A 15,518-nucleotide genomic window follows, 5' to 3' on the forward strand; every position below is an offset into this window, starting at 1 on the left:
CTCCGGAGGGCGAAGCCAATTTATTCGGGGGCGGATAAATAGCCGTCGCGACAAAAGAAGTGCCTCAGGTATTCCGCTTCAAACTAAAAGTGGTTAATCATGAGAATGATGTACACCCTTTTTCATGATTTCATGATTTCCACTTTGATGATGGGCTCTATAAGTGCTTTGTTCATTGGGGTTCGGTTTCTGCTTTATGGCTGGGCTAATACACTCGGTTGTCTACCCGGGATCCTGATATTCAATGGATTTGCCGTAATTGTAATTGCGCTTGCCTTTCAAGTTCTGCGAAAGGTGCAGGAAGAACTAGAAGCCTCTTCGGGTAGGTAGTCGCGCTGAAACTAGCCGTCGTCAGTAGCCCGCTGAGCCAAGCGCTTCTGGCTACCACCCATGTTATCGGCCGCGAGCTGCAATGGATCGAATTGAGCGGCACGCTTATCGGCGGTGACGTTGCATGCGATTGCGCACGCTCTCTAGAAACCGCTCCCCAGCGGGTCCAGTGCGGTCTAGTCTGACGCGAATTCACTTTGGGGATCACACGCCATGCGCCTGCGTCTTGCCGTCCTGTGTCTGGGCGTCCTCGCCGCCTGCGGTCCTTCCGGAGACGCCGCGCCCGACGCCCCGCCAGCGGCGATCGAACTCACCCTCACCAGGCACGACGACGGGAGCTGGTCGGCGCTCTATCGCTTCCCGAGCGAGGCGCCGGCCTGGGTGTTTTCCCGCTCGGCCCTGACGCGTGCGGACGGGGAGCCCTGGCGGCCGGCCTCCTGGACGGTTCGCACGCCCGGCGTGCGCCTCGACCGCGTCGGCGACCGCGACGTGCTCGTGGCCGAAGACGGCAATGTACCGATCGAGCTCGAAGTGGGCTTCACGCCCTATACCAGCCTGCTGCTGGCCGACTACGTCCCGGTCCTCGCCTTCAGCGACGGGGCGCAGGCCGTCTTCACCGGCCATTTCATCGCCGGGCCGGCCGACAGGGAGGCGCTCGCCGCCGGGACCGATCCGTTCGAGGACGCCCCCGCCCTGCAGGTGGAGTTCGTCGACGCGGCCGGCGGACCGATCGCGGTCGGCGGCACGGTGGGCGAGGGCCGGGTCGCCTATGCCGGCGAGGACGACACCTACGCCTATTTCGGCAGCACGGCACCGGAGGTGACCGAGCACCTGGTCCTGCTGATCGACGGGCAGGTGCCCGGGTGGATCTCGGCGGAGCTGAACGCCTTCATGCCCGCGCTGATGGCGCTCTATGCCGAGCGGTTCAGGGTCGAACTCAGGAACCGGCCGAGCGTCTATGCGGTGTGGGAGGGGGCCGAGGCGGACGGCTTCTCGATGGGCGGCAGCGTCGCGCCGGGTCTGCTCGCGGCGAACTTCTCCGGCGCGCAGATGCTGGAGCCGAATGCGGCGATTCTCGGCCATCTGCGTAACTTCTACGCCCACGAGGCGGCCCATTTCTGGAACGGCTGGACGGCGGTCCCGGAGAGCCGGACGAACGCCTTCGTCCACGAGGGCGGAGCCGATGCGCTGTCCTTCCTGGCGATGGACGCGCTGGTCGCCGATTTCGACCTCGTGGCGGCCCGGGCGGCGGCGGTGGCACGCTGTCGGCAGGGGGGCGGACCGGCCCCGCTCGCCGAGGCCCAGCGCGAGGGCCGCGACGACGCGGTCTATGGCTGCGGCGCGCTCGCCCATTTCGCCGCCGCGCAGGCTCTCGCCGCGCAGGGCCATGACCTGTTCGACCTCTGGGAAGCGGTGATCGCCGGCGCGCTGGGGCGCGATCGGCCCACCTACGCCCTGGAGGACTGGCTCGCGGCGCTGGAAGCGCTCAGCGGTGACGGCGAACTCGTCGCCACGCTGCGCACCTGGAGCGAGACCGGGCTCGGCGAGGCGCAATTCGAGGCGCTCGCCGCCCGCGCGGCGGCTCAGTAAGCCGGAGCGCCGCCCATGCCGGCGAGCACCTGGCGGGCGTCGTAGGCGAGTTCGGGGCGATCCTCGCCGCTGCCGGCGATGATTTCCAGCGTCAGCGTCTCGCGCCGCTCCTGGCCGGGGCTGAGATTGATGCCGATCCCGACCCCGCTGGAGCGGTAGCCGCCCGAGCCGATCGTGCCCCCGACACTGCCCCCGACGCCGACGGGAGAGTCCCGGTAGCCCGAGCGGGTCATGTCGCGCCCGACGATCTCGAACCAGTCATAGCCCGCCTCCAGCGTCAGCTCCGCCGCGCGGCGCAGGGCGTAGCGTTCGAGCGCCGCCGGCCCGGCATCGGGCCCGGCGGTGAAGCTCACCCGCCAGCGATCATCCTCGATGCGGATGCTGTCATAGCCCACCGCCCGGTCGCCGGGTCCGGCGGGGCCGTACGTGGTCTGCGTCGGGGCGCAGGCGCCAAGGCTCGCGGCGAGGACGGCGGCGGAAAGGAGGCGGATCATGGCGGGGCTCCCGGGGCTGAGGCGGGAAGTCTAGCGCATGGGGCGGGGCGTGGCGAATGGGTCCCCGGTCAGGCATGGGTGGCCCGGTCAGGCCGGGCCATGACACGGAGGGTGAAGGCTTATCCCGCCAGCTTCCCCAACAGCTCCAGCGCGCTCTCCGCGATGACCGTGCCCGGCGGAAACACAGCGGCCGCGCCCATCTTCTTGAGCTCGGGCACGTCCTCGGGCGGGATGACGCCGCCGACGACGACGAGGATGTCGCCGCGGCCCTGGTCTTCCAAGGCGGTCTTCAGCTCGGGCACCAGGGTCATGTGGCCGGCGGCCAGCGAGGAGGCGGCGACCACGTGGACGTCGTTCTCCACCGCCTGGCGGGCGGCCTCCTGCGGGGTCTGGAAGAGCGGGCCGATATCGACGTCCCAGCCCATGTCGGCGAAGGCCGACGCGACGACCTTCTGGCCGCGGTCGTGGCCGTCCTGGCCCATCTTGGCGATCAGGATGCGCGGGCGCCGGCCCTCCGCTTCGGCGAAGCGGTCGGCGGCCTCGAGGGCCTTCTTCACCTTCTCGTCGTTCCCGGACGCTTTCAAATACACCCCCTGCACCGACTGGATCTCCGCCCTGTGCCGGCCCCAGACCTTTTCCAGAGCATAGGAGATTTCCCCCACCGTGGCAGCCGCGCGCGCGGCATCGACGGCGAGCGCCAGCAGATTGCCCTCGCTGGTCTCGGCGCATCTTGTGAGCGCATCGAGAGCCTGCTCGACCCGTTCCGGCTCGCGATTGGCCTTCAGCGTCTCCAGCTTTTCCAGCTGCTCGCGGCGCACCCGGGCATTGTCGACCTTGAGGACCGGCACGTCTTCGGGCTCGGTGAGGCGGAACTTGTTGACCCCGACGATGGTCTGGGTCCCTGAATCGATGCGCGCCTGCGTCCTGGCGGCGGCCTCCTCGATCCTGAGCTTCGGCGTGCCGTCCTCGATCGCCTTGGCCATGCCGCCGAGGGAGTCGATCTCCTCGATGTGCTTGAGCGCCTTCACGGCGAGATCGTGGGTCAGGCGCTCGACATAGAAGGAGCCGCCCCAGGGATCGATCGCGTCGGTGAGGTGGGCCTCGCTTTCCAGCACGAGCTGGGTGTTCCGCGCGATGCGCGCGGAGAAGTCGGTGGGCAGGGCGAGCGCCTCGTCGAGCGAGTTGGTGTGCAGGGACTGGGTGTGGCCGTCGACCGCGGCCATCGCCTCCACGGCCGTGCGCGCCACGTTGTTGTAGACGTCCTGCGCGGTGAGCGACCAGCCCGAGGTCTGGCAATGGGTGCGAAGCGAGAGGGACTTGTCGCTCTTCGGGGCGAAGCGCTCCTTCATCAGCCTGGCCCAGATGAGGCGCGCGGCCCTGAGCTTGGCGACCTCCATGAAGAAGTTCATCGAGATGCCGAAGAAGAAGGACAGGCGCGGGGCGAAGGCGTCGACGTCCAGCCCGGCCTCCACGCCCGCCTTCACGTATTCGAGGCCGTCGGCGATCGTGTAGGCGAGCTCGATATCTGCCGGCGCGCCGGCTTCGAGCATGTGATAGCCGGAGATCGAGATCGAGTTGAAGCGCGGCATCTCCCTGGAGGTGTAGGCGAAGATGTCGGAGATGATCCGCATGGAGGGGCGCGGGGGGTAGATATAGGTGTTGCGCACCATGAACTCTTTCAGGATGTCGTTCTGGATCGTTCCCGAAAGCTTGTCGTGGCTCACCCCCTGTTCCTCGGCCGCGACGATGTAGAGCGCCATGATCGGCAGGACCGCGCCGTTCATCGTCATCGACACGCTCATCTCGTCGAGCGGGATGCCGTCGAAGAGCTGACGCATGTCCAGGATGGAGTCGATCGCGACCCCGGCCATGCCGACATCGCCCTTGACTCGCTCGTTGTCGGAATCGTAGCCGCGGTGGGTGGCGAGATCGAAGGCGACCGAGAGGCCCTTCTGGCCGGCGGCGAGATTGCGCCGGTAGAAGGCGTTGGATTCTTCCGCCGTGGAGAAGCCGGCATATTGCCGGATCGTCCAGGGCCGCTGGGTGTACATGGTGGGATAGGGCCCGCGCACGAAGGGGGCGATGCCCGGCCGCGTGTCGGCGAAATCGAGCCGGTCGCGGTCCTGCCGCCCGTAGGCGGGCTTGATCGCGATGCCTTCCGGGCTCATCCACGCCTCGGCCGCGGCCGGCGTGCCGGGCTCGGGCGCGACGGGGCCGAGATCGATCTTGGTGAAATCGGGATGGGCCATCATGCCACTCCCAGGATCTGGTGCGCGGCCTTCAGGTCCTCGACCGCGTGGCTGCGAAGGTGGATGAAGCGGTGGATGCCCGCGATGTCGACCGGCCTGCCGGCGAGCCAGACCTCCTTCGCGCCGGCCTGCTTGAGGCGCGCGGCGAGGGCGGCGGCGTGCTCGCCATACGCCTCGTCCGTGCCACAGATCACCGCGAGCGGGGTCGCGGCGGCGAGGAAGGCCGCCGTGCAGGCCTCGATGTCGGGATAGACGTCCGGATCGGGCGTCTCCACCCCGCCGACGGCGAGGCGGCCCCGGGCAAAGCCCGCCCGCGCATTGAACTCCGACAGGAGGCCGATCGTGGCGAGGAAGGCGTGCGGACGCTTTCCGCTGCGCTCGGCATGGGCATCCGCCGCATCGCGCAGCGCCTCGAAGGGTTCGGCAAAGCGTATGGGCCTCAGGGGCGCCCATTGCGGCTCGGGCAGCTTCAGCACGCGGATCTGGCCGCCCTCGCGGGCGCGGGCGATCTTCTCGGCGAAGGGCTGGGGCTCGATCACCGGCGCGTCGAGCTTCGGCGGAGCGTAGCTGCGCTTTTCCACCTCGACCGGTTTTTCCTCGAGCACCGGGAAGGCGGACACCCCGATGAGGCTTTCCCGGCCCGTGGCATAGGCGAGCCGGCGCGCCTCGCGGACCTTCTCGATCTCGCCCTGCAGCCAGCCGGCCTTGACGGTCTCGAACAGGCCGCCGCGGCTTTCGATCTGCTGGAAGAGCGCCCAGCCGGCCTCGGCGAGGCGCTGGCCGAGCGTCTCGTGCAGATAGCCGCCCCCGGCCGGGTCGGCGACCTTGCCGGCATGGCTCTCCTCGGCGAGCATGATCTGGAGATTGCGCGCCAGCCGCCGGGCAAAGCGCGTCGGCGCGCCGAGCGCGTCGGTGAAGGGGCGCGTCAGGATCGAATCGGCCCCGCCCGCGGCGGCCGCGAAGGCCGCGCAGGTGTTGCGCACGAGATTCGTCCAGGGATCGCGCGCGGTCAGCATGCGCCGGCTGGTGACGGCAAGAAGGCGCATGCCGCGCTTGTCCGGGCTCACCCCGAAACCCTCCGCGACGCGCGCCCAGGCGCGGCGTGCGGCGCGGATCTTGGCGATGGTCAGGTGGATGTCGGCATCGGCGGCCATGGAGAATTCGAGCGCGTTCGCGGCCTCGTCCGGGCTCATGCCGTGATCGATGAAGCAGCGCATATAGCTCGCCCCGCCCGCGCACACGAAGGCGATCTCCTGGGCTTCCGAGCCGCCGGCCTCGTGCGGGGCGGTCGCGGTGATCGCGACGGTCTTCACGCCCGGGAAGCGGTCGCGGCAGTAGAGCGCGGCCTCGGCGGTGCGCTCCAGGCGCGTGGCGAGCTTCTCCGCCCCGCCGCCGGCCATGGATTTCTGCCCGATCGGGGACAGGCCGAGCCCGCCGCGCAGCTTCGCCGGATCGAGGCCGGAGTCCTCCAGCAGCGCGAGCAGCATGGCCCCGTATTGCGGCGCCATGCGCGAGGGCGCGAGATAGACTGGGGCGAGGTCGAGCATCACCGCGTCGAGCGCGGTCTTCATCTCGTCGAGCGTGCGGATGGTCACCCCGGTCTCGCCATTGGGATCGACGCGCAGCGAGATCTCGCTCGCCCCGCCTTCGAGTTCCTCGAGGATGACCGCGTTGGCCTTTTTCGGATCGGGCTCGTCGACCGGCTGGCGGATGCCCCAGGGCAGGTAGGGATCGCGCGCCGCGACGAGACCGCGCACGAAGGGGGCCGCGCCGGGCGCGCCGGGATCGGACACCTCCTCGAGATGGGCCCTGGTGAAGAGCGGGCCGCGCGCGACGGCATCCAGGGTCACCCGCGTGATGCGCTCGAGATCCGCGCCGTTCAGGGCCTTCTTTGCCAGTTCGCGCCATTGCGCGTCGTCGGCGGCGGGAAATCCCGCGGCGAGGGGGTGGATATCGTCAGCCATGCGCTTTTCTCTAAACCGGTCCGGGCCGTGAGGTAAGTCAAGCCGGGCGGCGAAGGTCAAGCGCGAAGCTGTTCGCGGCGGGCCGAGGAGAGGCCCGGGCGCTGTGCGCCTGGTACCGCGCCGCACCTAGGATGAGGGCGATTCAGATGCCCCTCGTGAAAGGCCCGACGCGCGATGAGCGAGACCACCGACCGACTGAGCCTTCCCTATCTGATGCCCGCCCAGGCACAGAAGCACGTCACGGTGAACGAGGCCCTCAGACGCCTCGACGCGCTGGTGCAGGCGCGTGTGCTGAGCCGGACGCTCGCCGCCGAGCCCGCCGGCCCGGCGCCGGGCGATGCCTATATCCTGCCCGCCGGCGCCACGGGCGCGGCCTGGACCGGGTTTGCCGAGCACGATCTGGCCGTGTTCCAGGACGGGGCCTGGGAGGCGTTTCCCCCGAAGGCCGGCTGGCAGGTCTTCCTCGCCGACGAGGCGGAGATCGCGGTGTTCGACGGCGCGGCCTGGCGCACGGCCTCCGAGCTGGTCGGCGAACTCCAGAACCTCACCCGGCTCGGTGTGGGCACGGTGGCGGACGGGACAAACCCCTTCTCGGCGAAGCTCAACGCCGCGCTGTGGACCGCGCTGGAGACCGGGGCGGGCGGCACGGGCGATCTCCGCTACACGCTGAACAAGCAGGCGGCCGGCAACGTGCTCTCCCTGCTCTTCCAGTCGGGATGGTCGGGCCGGGCCGAGATCGGGCTGACCGGGGACGAGGACTTCCACTTCAAGGTCTCGCCCGACGGTTCGGCCTGGACGGAGGCGCTGACGATCGACCGCACCAGCGGGTCGATCACGCTCGGCGGCGCGCTGGCGCTCGGTCACAATCAGAGCGACTACCGCTCGCTGACCCTGCACCACACGGCGACGAATGGCGGTCTGTTCGCGATTCACAGGAGCGGCTCGGACGCCTTCGTCGGCTTCACCGGATTCGAGGGCGGGGACGGCATGCGGCGGCTGTTCTTCGGCGGCGGCGGCTGGGACGTCGCGGACGCCAACGAGATCCGCTTCTACACCGACCCGACCACGGGCGCGGGCGCCAATCAGGGCGTGGAGCGCATGCGCCTGCACAAGAGCGGGGGGCTGGTGATCGCCGGCAGCGGGCTCGGCACCGATCCGGGCGGCGGCAATGTCACGATCGGGGGCAGCCTGACGGTCGGCGCTCCGACCGGCGGCCACCAGGGGGCGGGCACGATCAACGCGGTCGCGGTCTATGACGACGGGACGCTGCTGACCGATCTCGTGCTGGAACAAGCGGCCACCGGCCGGTTCGATCCGCAGCGCTATGTCGGCCATCCGGTCGCCGCCGAGCTGGAAGACTTCTGGTTCGATCCGGAGGCCTACGAGGCTTACTGGCGGACCCATCACCGCCTGCCGGGCATGGTCAGCTGGCAGGAGGCCGGCGACCGGCCCTCGCTCGGCGAGCAGGTCACGCGCCTGGTCGCCGCCGTGGAGACCCAGGCGGTGCTGATCGCGCGGCTCAACGCCCGGCTGAAACGCCTGGAGACATGAGCCTTCAGCCCCGCGCCAGCTGCTCGAACACCGCGCGCACGCGGCGATGGGCCGGCTCGGTCATGGCGTGCCCGCCCTCGGGTACGAGATGGAGGACGGCGTGCGCCACCGCGCGGGCGAGCCGCGCGGCGGCGCGCGGCGGACAGACCAGGTCGTAGCGGCTCTGGACGATATGGACTGGCATGGCGAGCTTTGCCGCATTGCCCAGCAGCTGGCCCTCGCCCAGGAAACAGGCATTCGAAAAATAATGCGCCTCGATAAGGGAGTGAGCGATGAGCCAGTCGCGCCCCTTCGCGGCGAAGCCGGTGCGGATCTCCTCCGGCGTGACCGCCATCCAGGACAGCGTCTCCTCGTAGGCGCTCCAGCGGTAGACGAGGCTCTCCTGCAGCCGCGAGAGCGGGGCTGCCGGATCGGCGAGATCATCGAGGATCGGCGCGCCGGCCTCGAGCTCGCGCGCCATCTCCTCGCGCGCCCAGGCCATGAAGGCGGGCGGATCCTCGTGCAGGGCCTCGGGCACGCCCGTCATCAGGGCGCCAAGGGCCTCCGGATGGATGCGGCCCGCCCCCGCCGGCGCGTGCCACCAGTCGAGTTCCTCGCGCGTGGCCAGGAAGACCCCTTCCACCACGAGGGCCTCGACCCGGTCCGGGCAGGCCTGGGCATAAGCCAATCCCAGCGTCGAACCCCAGGAGGGGCCGAACACCGTCCAGCGCTCGAGGCCGAGATGCGCGCGCAGGGCCTCCAGATCGGCGATCAGGTCGGGGGTCGTGTTGTCCTTCAGCGAAAACAGCGGCGTGGAGCGCCCGCAGCCCCTCTGGTCGAGCTGGACGATGCGCCAGACCTCGGGGTCGTAATAGCGCCGGTGGCGCGGACTGGAGCCGGAGCCAGGTCCGCCATGCAGGAAGAGAACCGGCCGGCCTTCGCGGTTGCCGCTCTGCTCGTAATGCAGCTCGTGGCCGCCGCCGACGGGCAGGCGCCCGGTGGCGAAGGGCTCGATCTCGGGATAAAGCGCGCTCATGGGCGCTCACACTAGCCCAAGCGCGCCGCGCCGCCAGCCGGCAGGCGCAAGTGAACGCACCGGGGCGTTCGCGCGTCCTTCACCCATGGCAGAGACGATCTCCACCCGCATCGCACGCTGGGCGCAGAGCCGTCATGGCCCGCTCGCCCTGTTCTTCGCCTCGATCGCGGAGAGCACGCTCGTGCCCGTCCCCATCGAGATGGTGATGGCGCCGCTCATGCTCGCCGACCGCGCGCGCATCTGGCTCTATGCCGGGGCGACGCTCGCGGGCTGCGTCGCCGGCTCGACGCTCGCCTATCTGACGGGGCTGTTCTTTTTCGAGACGGCGGGCGAGGCGCTGATCGACATGCTGGGCCAGCAGGGCGCCTATGCGCGCTTTCGCGACTTCGCGGCGCGGTATGGCGGCTGGGCGACCGCCTTCATCGCCATCACCCCGATCCCGCTCGTCACGGCCGGGCTCGGCGCGGGCGCGGCGAAGATGAATTTCGCGCTCTTCATCGCGATCGTCACCGCCATGCGCTTCGTGCGCTATTTCGGCATCGGCGCGCTGGTGGCGGTGTTCGGCGAGGCCTTCGTGCGCGTCGTGCGCGAGCGGCTGGAGAGCAGGCGCGCCAGGCGCATCGCCTGGGCCGTGACGCTCGCGGCGCTGGCGGGGCTGGCGGCGTGGGTGTTCTTGTGAGGAGAAGCCGGTCTTTCCGATCAGAACGCCCGGAACATCGCCAATGCTGTCATTGCCCGGCTTGACCGGGCCACCCATGCCTGACCGGCAAGGAGGTCTGCGGCGGCGCAGTTTCGGAGCGGGTTCCCCGGTCGATGCTTCGCATCGCCGGAGAATGACAAAGTCGGGGGGCGGTTGATGATCGACCGCGGACTACTCCTTCTTGCCCCCGAGGCTCCTCGACAGATTCCCCAGGAGGTCGATCGGCATGGGGAAGACGATGGTGTTCGCGCCTTCGTCCGCGCCGAGCTGCTGCAGGGTGGACAGATAGCGCAGCTGCATCGCGCCCTCCTGGGTGCCGAGCGTCTGCGCCGCGTCGGCGAGCTTCTGGGCGGCCTGGGCCTCGCCCTCCGCACTGATGACCTTGGCGCGCCGCTCGCGCTCGGCCTCGGCCTGGCGGGCGATGGCGCGGATCATGGAGGGGTCGAGATCGACATGCTTGATCTCGACATTGGAGACCTTGATGCCCCAGGCGTCGGTCTGGCTGTCGAGGATCTGCTGGATGTCCTTGTTGAGCTTGTCGCGCTCGGCGAGCATCTCGTCGAGATCGTGCTTGCCGAGCACGCTCCTGAGCGTGGTCTGGGCGAGCTGGCTCGTCGCCATGGCGTAGTCGGAAACCTTGTTGATCGCCTTCTCCGCATCGACGACGCGGTAGTAGATCACCGCGTTGACCTTCACCGACACGTTGTCCTGACTGATCACGTCCTGGCTCGGCACGTCCTCGGCGAAGATGCGCATGTCCACCTTCACCATCTGCTGGATGTAGGGGATGAGGATGACCAGGCCGGGCCCGACCGTGCCGGTATAGCGCCCGAGCGTGAACACCACGCCGCGCTCGTACTCGCGCAGGATCTTGATCGCCGCGGACAGGAAGCCGCCGAGCACGGCGACCACCAGGAGGAGGATTCCGATATTGAGACCGATCTGTTCGAGCATGATTGCGCTCCCCTGCTAGAGTTTCTTCACCGTGAGGGTCAGGCCCTCGATTCCGGTCACCTTGATGCGGTCGCCGGCCGCGAGAGCGTCCTTCGAGACCGCGTGCCAGCGCTCGCCGTCGACATGGACGAAGCCTTCCGCCCCGTCCCATTCGAGCACGTCGCCCTCCATGCCGGTCAGGCTCTCCCGGCCGGAGACCGGTTTTCGGACCTGCGCGGCGAGCCCGTAGCTCACCGCCGCGAAGGTGAGGGCGCCGAGCGCGGCCGTCATGCCCGCGATCAGGCGCCAGTCGATCTGCAGCGCGTCGATCTCGGTATCCACCAGCATCACCGCGCCGAGCGCGAAGATGGCAAGGCCGGAGATCGCGAGCACGCCGGCCGACGCCACGAAGAGTTCGGCGATCAGGAGCCCCAGCCCGAGCACGATCAGCGCCGCGCCGGCATAGTTCACCGGCAGGGTGTTGAGCGCGTAGAAGCCGACGATGAGGCAGATGAGCCCTGCGATGAGGGTGACCGGTTCGAGCCCGTTGTAGAAGCTCGCCAGAAGGCCGATGAAGCCGATATTGATCAGCAGGAAGGCGATGTTCGGATTGGTGATGACCTGCAGCAGCTCGAGCGCGAAGCCCGGCTCCACGCGCTCCACCTCGGCACCGGCGAGCGCAAGCACCAGCTCGCGGCCCTCCACCAGCGTCACGTTGCGCCCGTCGGCGGCCTCGAGCAGGGCCTGCAGGCTCGGCGCGACGAGATCGGCGACGTTCATGTCCACCGCCTGTTCGGCGGTGAGGCTCACGCCCTCGCGCACGGCGCGCTCGGCCCAGTCGGCATTGCGTCCGCGCAGCTCGGCGAGTGCCCGGATCTGCGCGACGGAATCGTTGACCACCTTGTTGCGCATGGCCTGGGCGGAGGAAGGGGCGGGCTCCTCGGCGGGAGCGGCGTCGCCCTCGGCCGGGGCCGCCTCGTCGGACGGAGCGGGCTCGGCGGGCTCGGCGGGCGTGTCCGCGGGCAGTTCGGGCGGTTCGGAGGCCGGGCCGAATTCCACCGGGGTCGCCGCGCCGACCGTGGTGCCCGGCGCCATAGCGGCCAGGTGGCTCGCATAAAGGATATAGGCCCCGGCGCTCGTCGCGCGCGCGCCCTGGGGCGCGACATAGACGATGACGGGGACCTCGCTGGAGAGGATGGCGAGATTGATCTCGCGCATCGCGTCGACGAGCCCGCCGGGCGTGTCCATCTCGATGACGAGCGCGCGCGCCTCGCGCTCGGCCTCCTCGATCGCACCGGTGACGAAGGCCGCCGTCGCCGGCCCGATCGGCCCGGTCAGCGGCGCGACATGGACGGGTCGGGCGTCGGGGGCGGGCTCGGCGTCCTGCGCCACGGCGGAGAGGGCGAGCGCGAGCGTGCCGAGCGTGGCGAGGAGTGCTCCGAACGTTCGCAGCCCATGACGGAGTTGTCTCACCTGCACGCCTCCCTCTCGCTTCGGAGGGAATCTAGCGCACGGAAGCGGCGATCCCAATCACAATCGGCCAATGTCTCGGGGAAGGAAAATGGTGCCGCTAGAGTGAATTGAACACTCGACCTCTCCCTTACCAAGGGAACGCTCTACCCCTGAGCTATAGCGGCATGCCGGGGGCCGGGCGGGGCCGGCGCGGGCAGGACCGGGGCTATACCCCATCATGTTCGCCCCGCCAAGAGCGGGCTTGACGCCGATTGCAGGTGGCCGCATCTCACGTCCATGACCCAGCGCAAGGACAATCCCGGACCGCCGCGCGAAACGCAGTCGGAGCGTGAAAAGCGCCTGGCCGAGGCCTTGCGCGCCAACCTCAAACGCCGCAAAGCTGCGAAGAAACCCGATTAAGGCCCTTCCGCCGCCCGGTTTTCGCCCGATCGGCATCGATGCTCGGCGGTTCGGCGGGGCAAGGCGGGCCGGCACGAGGACAGTTTTCAGACCATGGACCGCATTCGCATTCGCGGCGGCAAGCCGCTTTCCGGCGAAATCCGCATTTCCGGCGCCAAGAACTCCGCCCTGAAGCTGATGGCGGCGAGCCTTCTCACCGACGAGCCGCTGATCCTGCGGAACATGCCGCGCCTGGCCGACACGCGCTTCATGGGCCAGCTGCTGGCCCATCTCGGCGTGCGCGTGGAGGAGCGCGACGGGGCGGTGCTGTTCCTGCACGGGCAAACCCTCTCCGAGCCGTTCGCGCCCTACGATCTGGTGCGCAAGATGCGTGCGACCTTCAACGTGCTCGGCCCGCTGGTGGCCCGGCTCGGCAAGGCGAAGGTCTCCCTGCCCGGCGGCTGCGCCATCGGCGCGCGCCCGGTCGATCTCCACCTGAAGGCGCTCGAGGCGCTAGGCGCCCGGATCGAGCTGGAGGAAGGCTATGTGCTCGCCTCCGCGCCCGACGGGCTGACCGGCGGGCAGATCAGCTTTCCCATGGTCTCGGTCGGGGCGACCGAGCACGCCATGCTCGCCGCGGTGCTCGCCAGGGGCGAGACGATCCTTGAGAACTGCGCGCGCGAGCCGGAGATTTCCGACCTCGCCGACTGCCTGAACGCCATGGGCGCGGACGTGACGGGCGCGGGCACGCCGACCATCGCGATCCGCGGCGTCGAACGCCTGTCCGGCGCGACCTGGAGCGTGGTTCCCGACCGCATCGAGACCGGTACCTACGCCATCGCCGCGGCGGCCACGGGCGGGCGCGTGACGCTGACCAACGTGGCCCCCCAGCACAACCGCGCGCTCTGGAGCGCGCTGAAGCAGGCCGGCGTCGGTGTCGAGACCGGCGAGGACACGGTGACCATCGCCCGGAACGGCACCCCGCTGTCCCCGGTGGACATCCAGACCGCGCCCTGGCCGGGATTCGCCACCGACCTGCAGGCCCAGTTCATGGCGCTGATGACGCTCGCGGAAGGAGCCTCGCTGATCCGCGAGACCATCTTCGAAAACCGCTTCATGCACGCCCCGGAACTTGCAAGACTGGGCGCGCGTATCGATGTTCACGGCAACGAGGCCGTGGTGCGCGGACCGGTGTCGCTGAAGGGCGCCCCCGTCATGGCGACCGATCTTCGCGCCTCGGTGAGCCTCGTCATCGCCGGGCTCGCCGCCTCGGGAGAAACGCTCGTGAACCGGGTCTATCATCTCGACCGCGGGTTCGAGCATCTGGAAGACAAGCTCTCGCGCTGCGGTGCCGACATCGTGCGCGAACGCGAACAGGAGACGCGATAGTGGCCGATGCAAAACCGCTGCGACTGAAGGCGGAAGACAGCGAGGACCTGAAGGTCGTCTCGGCCGCCCTGCAGGATGCGGTCGGCCAGCTCGGCGACTTCGTCTTCGATGCCAAGACGCGCACCTTCACCTTCGCGGTGAACCGCTTCCGCTGGGAGGCGCAGCCCTCGCGGCGCGGCGAACGGGTGCGCACGGCCGTCCAGGCCGGATCGGTGCTGGCGGCCAAGTCGCGCAATCTGAAGCTCGGCCAGCCCGACGCGGTGGTGGCGCTGCTGGCGCTGAGCTTCGAGCCCGGCGAGCAGGAGCCCGGGGGCCAGCTGATTCTCACCTTCTCCGGGGACGGCGAGCTGCGCCTGTCGGTGGAATGCATCGATCTCGTCATGGCCGATGTCTCCGAGCCCTGGCGGGCGCGGGTGAAACCCGGTCACCGCTTCGAGGAGGAAGAGGGACGGTGAGCGCGAACCACCACCTCGTCTCGGTCCATCTCGACATGACGAGCATCGGGCGCGGCGAGGAGACCGTCGAACACGAGCGCCGCGTGGCCATCGCCGACCTCCTGGAAGCCAACTCCTTCGCGCCGGCGGGGTCGCAGGCAGGACCCTACGAGCTGCGCCTGGCGATCGAGGACGAGCGCCTGGTCTTCGACATCAAGCGCGAGGACGGCGAGCCGGTGCGCGTCTTCGTGTTCTCGCTCGGGCCGCTGCGCCGGATCATCAAGGACTATTTCCTGATCTGCGAGAGCTATTACGCCGCGGTACGCGACGCGCCGCTCGCCCAGATCGAGGCGATCGACATGGGACGGCGCGGCGTCCACAACGAGGGTTCGGCGCTGCTCAAGGAACGGCTGGAGGGAAAGATCGAGGTCGATTTCGATACCGCGCGGCGCCTGTTCACCCTGATCTGCGCGCTGCACCGGAGGGGCGCGTGAGCGCGGCCCGCGGGCAGGGGCCCGCCGTCGTCTTCGTGTGCGGGCGCAACTCGGTGCGCTCGCCCATGGCGGAGGCGCTGTGGAAGAAGACGTTCGGACCGGACACGCCCTCCACCTCCTGCGGCGTCAGCCCGGCCGGCTATCCCGACGGCTTCATGGTCAGCGTGATGAGCGAGATCGGCATCGATCTGTCGCGCTTCGGCTGCCGCACGCTGGACGAGGTCGCGGACGCGCCCTGCGAGCTGGTCATCTGCCTCGCCGCCGAGGCCGAACCCGACGCGAAGGCGCTGGCGAGGGCGCGCGGGGCGCAGTATCAGCGCTGGCAGGTCTCCGACCCGGCGATGCAGGAGGGTCATCACGGCGAGCGCCTGGAGGCCTTCCGCATCTCGCGCGACGCCATCGCGGCGCGCATCGAGCGCTTCGCGCGCGAGCGCAGGGCCTGAGCCGCGGCGCTCGACGGACCGGGGGGAAAGCGACTATATAGCGCCCGACACCCGCGACCGGGAGCAATCCGGCGCGGTCGA

14 protein-coding genes and 1 tRNA gene are annotated in these 15,518 nt (G+C 69.4%); 8 read left to right on the forward strand and 7 right to left on the reverse strand.

Going from position 1 to position 15,518, the window contains the following annotated elements:
* Positions 1-543 precede the first annotated feature (543 nt).
* Positions 544-1,920 carry a hypothetical protein gene (locus JW792_RS02355; RefSeq protein WP_158291500.1) on the forward strand — a complete coding sequence of 459 codons (1,377 nt, stop codon included), beginning with the start codon at positions 544-546 and terminating at the stop codon, positions 1,918-1,920.
* On the opposite strand, the gene JW792_RS02360 is transcribed toward JW792_RS02355, so the two are convergent.
* The 3 genes from JW792_RS02360 to JW792_RS02370 form a co-directional block, all read right to left on the reverse strand.
* Positions 1,914-2,414: a CC0125/CC1285 family lipoprotein gene (locus JW792_RS02360; RefSeq protein ID WP_135994263.1), complete on the reverse strand. Its 501-nt coding sequence runs from the start codon at positions 2,412-2,414 to the stop codon at positions 1,914-1,916. The genes JW792_RS02355 and JW792_RS02360 overlap by 7 nt on opposite strands.
* 119 nt (positions 2,415-2,533) lie before the next feature.
* On the reverse strand, positions 2,534-4,666 hold the full coding sequence (gene scpA, locus JW792_RS02365) for a methylmalonyl-CoA mutase (RefSeq protein ID WP_135994262.1): 2,133 nt from the start codon (positions 4,664-4,666) through the stop codon (positions 2,534-2,536).
* Positions 4,663-6,627, reverse strand: a complete 1,965-nt coding sequence (locus tag JW792_RS02370; protein WP_135994261.1) for a methylmalonyl-CoA mutase family protein — start codon at positions 6,625-6,627, stop codon at positions 4,663-4,665. Before JW792_RS02370 ends, scpA begins: the two co-directional genes overlap by 4 nt.
* Before the next feature lie 174 nt (positions 6,628-6,801).
* Between JW792_RS02370 and JW792_RS02375 the strand changes: the two genes are divergently transcribed.
* Positions 6,802-8,178, forward strand: coding sequence for a DUF2793 domain-containing protein (locus tag JW792_RS02375; RefSeq protein WP_135994260.1), 1,377 nt, complete (start codon positions 6,802-6,804; stop codon positions 8,176-8,178).
* A gap of 4 nt (positions 8,179-8,182) precedes the next feature.
* Here the strand turns inward: JW792_RS02375 and JW792_RS02380 are convergent, their stop codons facing one another.
* Positions 8,183-9,193, reverse strand: a complete 1,011-nt coding sequence (locus JW792_RS02380) for an alpha/beta fold hydrolase (RefSeq protein ID WP_135994259.1) — start codon at positions 9,191-9,193, stop codon at positions 8,183-8,185.
* Between the two features lie 85 nt (positions 9,194-9,278).
* Between JW792_RS02380 and JW792_RS02385 the strand changes: the two genes are divergently transcribed.
* On the forward strand, positions 9,279-9,872 hold the full coding sequence (locus tag JW792_RS02385) for a YqaA family protein (protein ID WP_135994258.1): 594 nt from the start codon (positions 9,279-9,281) through the stop codon (positions 9,870-9,872).
* Positions 9,873-10,064: 192 nt separating this feature from the next.
* Here JW792_RS02385 and JW792_RS02390 read toward each other — a convergent pair whose 3' ends face one another.
* The 3 genes from JW792_RS02390 to JW792_RS02400 form a co-directional block, all read right to left on the reverse strand.
* A complete protein-coding gene (locus tag JW792_RS02390; RefSeq protein WP_135994257.1) occupies positions 10,065-10,847 on the reverse strand; it encodes a slipin family protein in 783 nt (260 codons plus the stop codon).
* 15 nt (positions 10,848-10,862) lie between these two features.
* Positions 10,863-12,299 (reverse strand): NfeD family protein, encoded by a 1,437-nt coding sequence (locus JW792_RS02395; RefSeq protein WP_135994256.1) that lies wholly within the window; start codon positions 12,297-12,299, stop codon positions 10,863-10,865.
* 89 nt (positions 12,300-12,388) lie between these two features.
* A tRNA-Thr gene (locus JW792_RS02400) sits at positions 12,389-12,463 on the reverse strand.
* A gap of 112 nt (positions 12,464-12,575) precedes the next feature.
* On the opposite strand from JW792_RS02400, the gene JW792_RS17045 reads away from it, so the two are divergent.
* From JW792_RS17045 to JW792_RS02420, 5 genes are all read left to right on the forward strand, one after another.
* On the forward strand, positions 12,576-12,698 hold the full coding sequence (locus JW792_RS17045; RefSeq protein ID WP_277419633.1) for a hypothetical protein: 123 nt from the start codon (positions 12,576-12,578) through the stop codon (positions 12,696-12,698).
* 93 nt (positions 12,699-12,791) lie between these two features.
* Positions 12,792-14,066: a UDP-N-acetylglucosamine 1-carboxyvinyltransferase gene (murA, locus tag JW792_RS02405; RefSeq protein WP_135994255.1), complete on the forward strand. Its 1,275-nt coding sequence runs from the start codon at positions 12,792-12,794 to the stop codon at positions 14,064-14,066.
* Complete coding sequence (locus tag JW792_RS02410; protein ID WP_135994254.1) at positions 14,066-14,521, forward strand: DUF2948 family protein; 456 nt, start codon at positions 14,066-14,068, stop codon at positions 14,519-14,521. Before murA ends, JW792_RS02410 begins: the two co-directional genes overlap by 1 nt.
* 35 nt (positions 14,522-14,556) lie before the next feature.
* Positions 14,557-14,994, forward strand: coding sequence for a UPF0262 family protein (locus tag JW792_RS02415; protein ID WP_420871261.1), 438 nt, complete (start codon positions 14,557-14,559; stop codon positions 14,992-14,994).
* Entirely contained in the window at positions 14,991-15,437 is a 447-nt protein-coding gene (locus JW792_RS02420; protein ID WP_241095035.1) for an arsenate-mycothiol transferase ArsC, read from the forward strand. Before JW792_RS02415 ends, JW792_RS02420 begins: the two co-directional genes overlap by 4 nt.
* The last annotated feature ends 81 nt before the right edge of the window (positions 15,438-15,518 follow it).

The organism is Marinicauda algicola (assembly GCF_017161425.1).
Classification (GTDB): Bacteria; Pseudomonadota; Alphaproteobacteria; order Caulobacterales; family Maricaulaceae; genus Marinicauda; species Marinicauda algicola.

Coding starts and splice junctions, on each gene's coding strand:
- JW792_RS02355 (WP_158291500.1), top strand. CDS start 544: ATGCGCCTGCGTCTTGCCGTCCTGTGTCTGGGCGTCCTCGCCGCCTGC.
- JW792_RS02360 (WP_135994263.1), bottom strand. CDS start 2,414: ATGATCCGCCTCCTTTCCGCCGCCGTCCTCGCCGCGAGCCTTGGCGCC.
- scpA (WP_135994262.1), bottom strand. CDS start 4,666: ATGATGGCCCATCCCGATTTCACCAAGATCGATCTCGGCCCCGTCGCG.
- JW792_RS02370 (WP_135994261.1), bottom strand. CDS start 6,627: ATGGCTGACGATATCCACCCCCTCGCCGCGGGATTTCCCGCCGCCGAC.
- JW792_RS02375 (WP_135994260.1), top strand. CDS start 6,802: ATGAGCGAGACCACCGACCGACTGAGCCTTCCCTATCTGATGCCCGCC.
- JW792_RS02380 (WP_135994259.1), bottom strand. CDS start 9,193: ATGAGCGCGCTTTATCCCGAGATCGAGCCCTTCGCCACCGGGCGCCTG.
- JW792_RS02385 (WP_135994258.1), top strand. CDS start 9,279: ATGGCAGAGACGATCTCCACCCGCATCGCACGCTGGGCGCAGAGCCGT.
- JW792_RS02390 (WP_135994257.1), bottom strand. CDS start 10,847: ATGCTCGAACAGATCGGTCTCAATATCGGAATCCTCCTCCTGGTGGTC.
- JW792_RS17045 (WP_277419633.1), top strand. CDS start 12,576: ATGACCCAGCGCAAGGACAATCCCGGACCGCCGCGCGAAACGCAGTCG.
- murA (WP_135994255.1), top strand. CDS start 12,792: ATGGACCGCATTCGCATTCGCGGCGGCAAGCCGCTTTCCGGCGAAATC.
- JW792_RS02415 (WP_420871261.1), top strand. CDS start 14,557: ATGACGAGCATCGGGCGCGGCGAGGAGACCGTCGAACACGAGCGCCGC.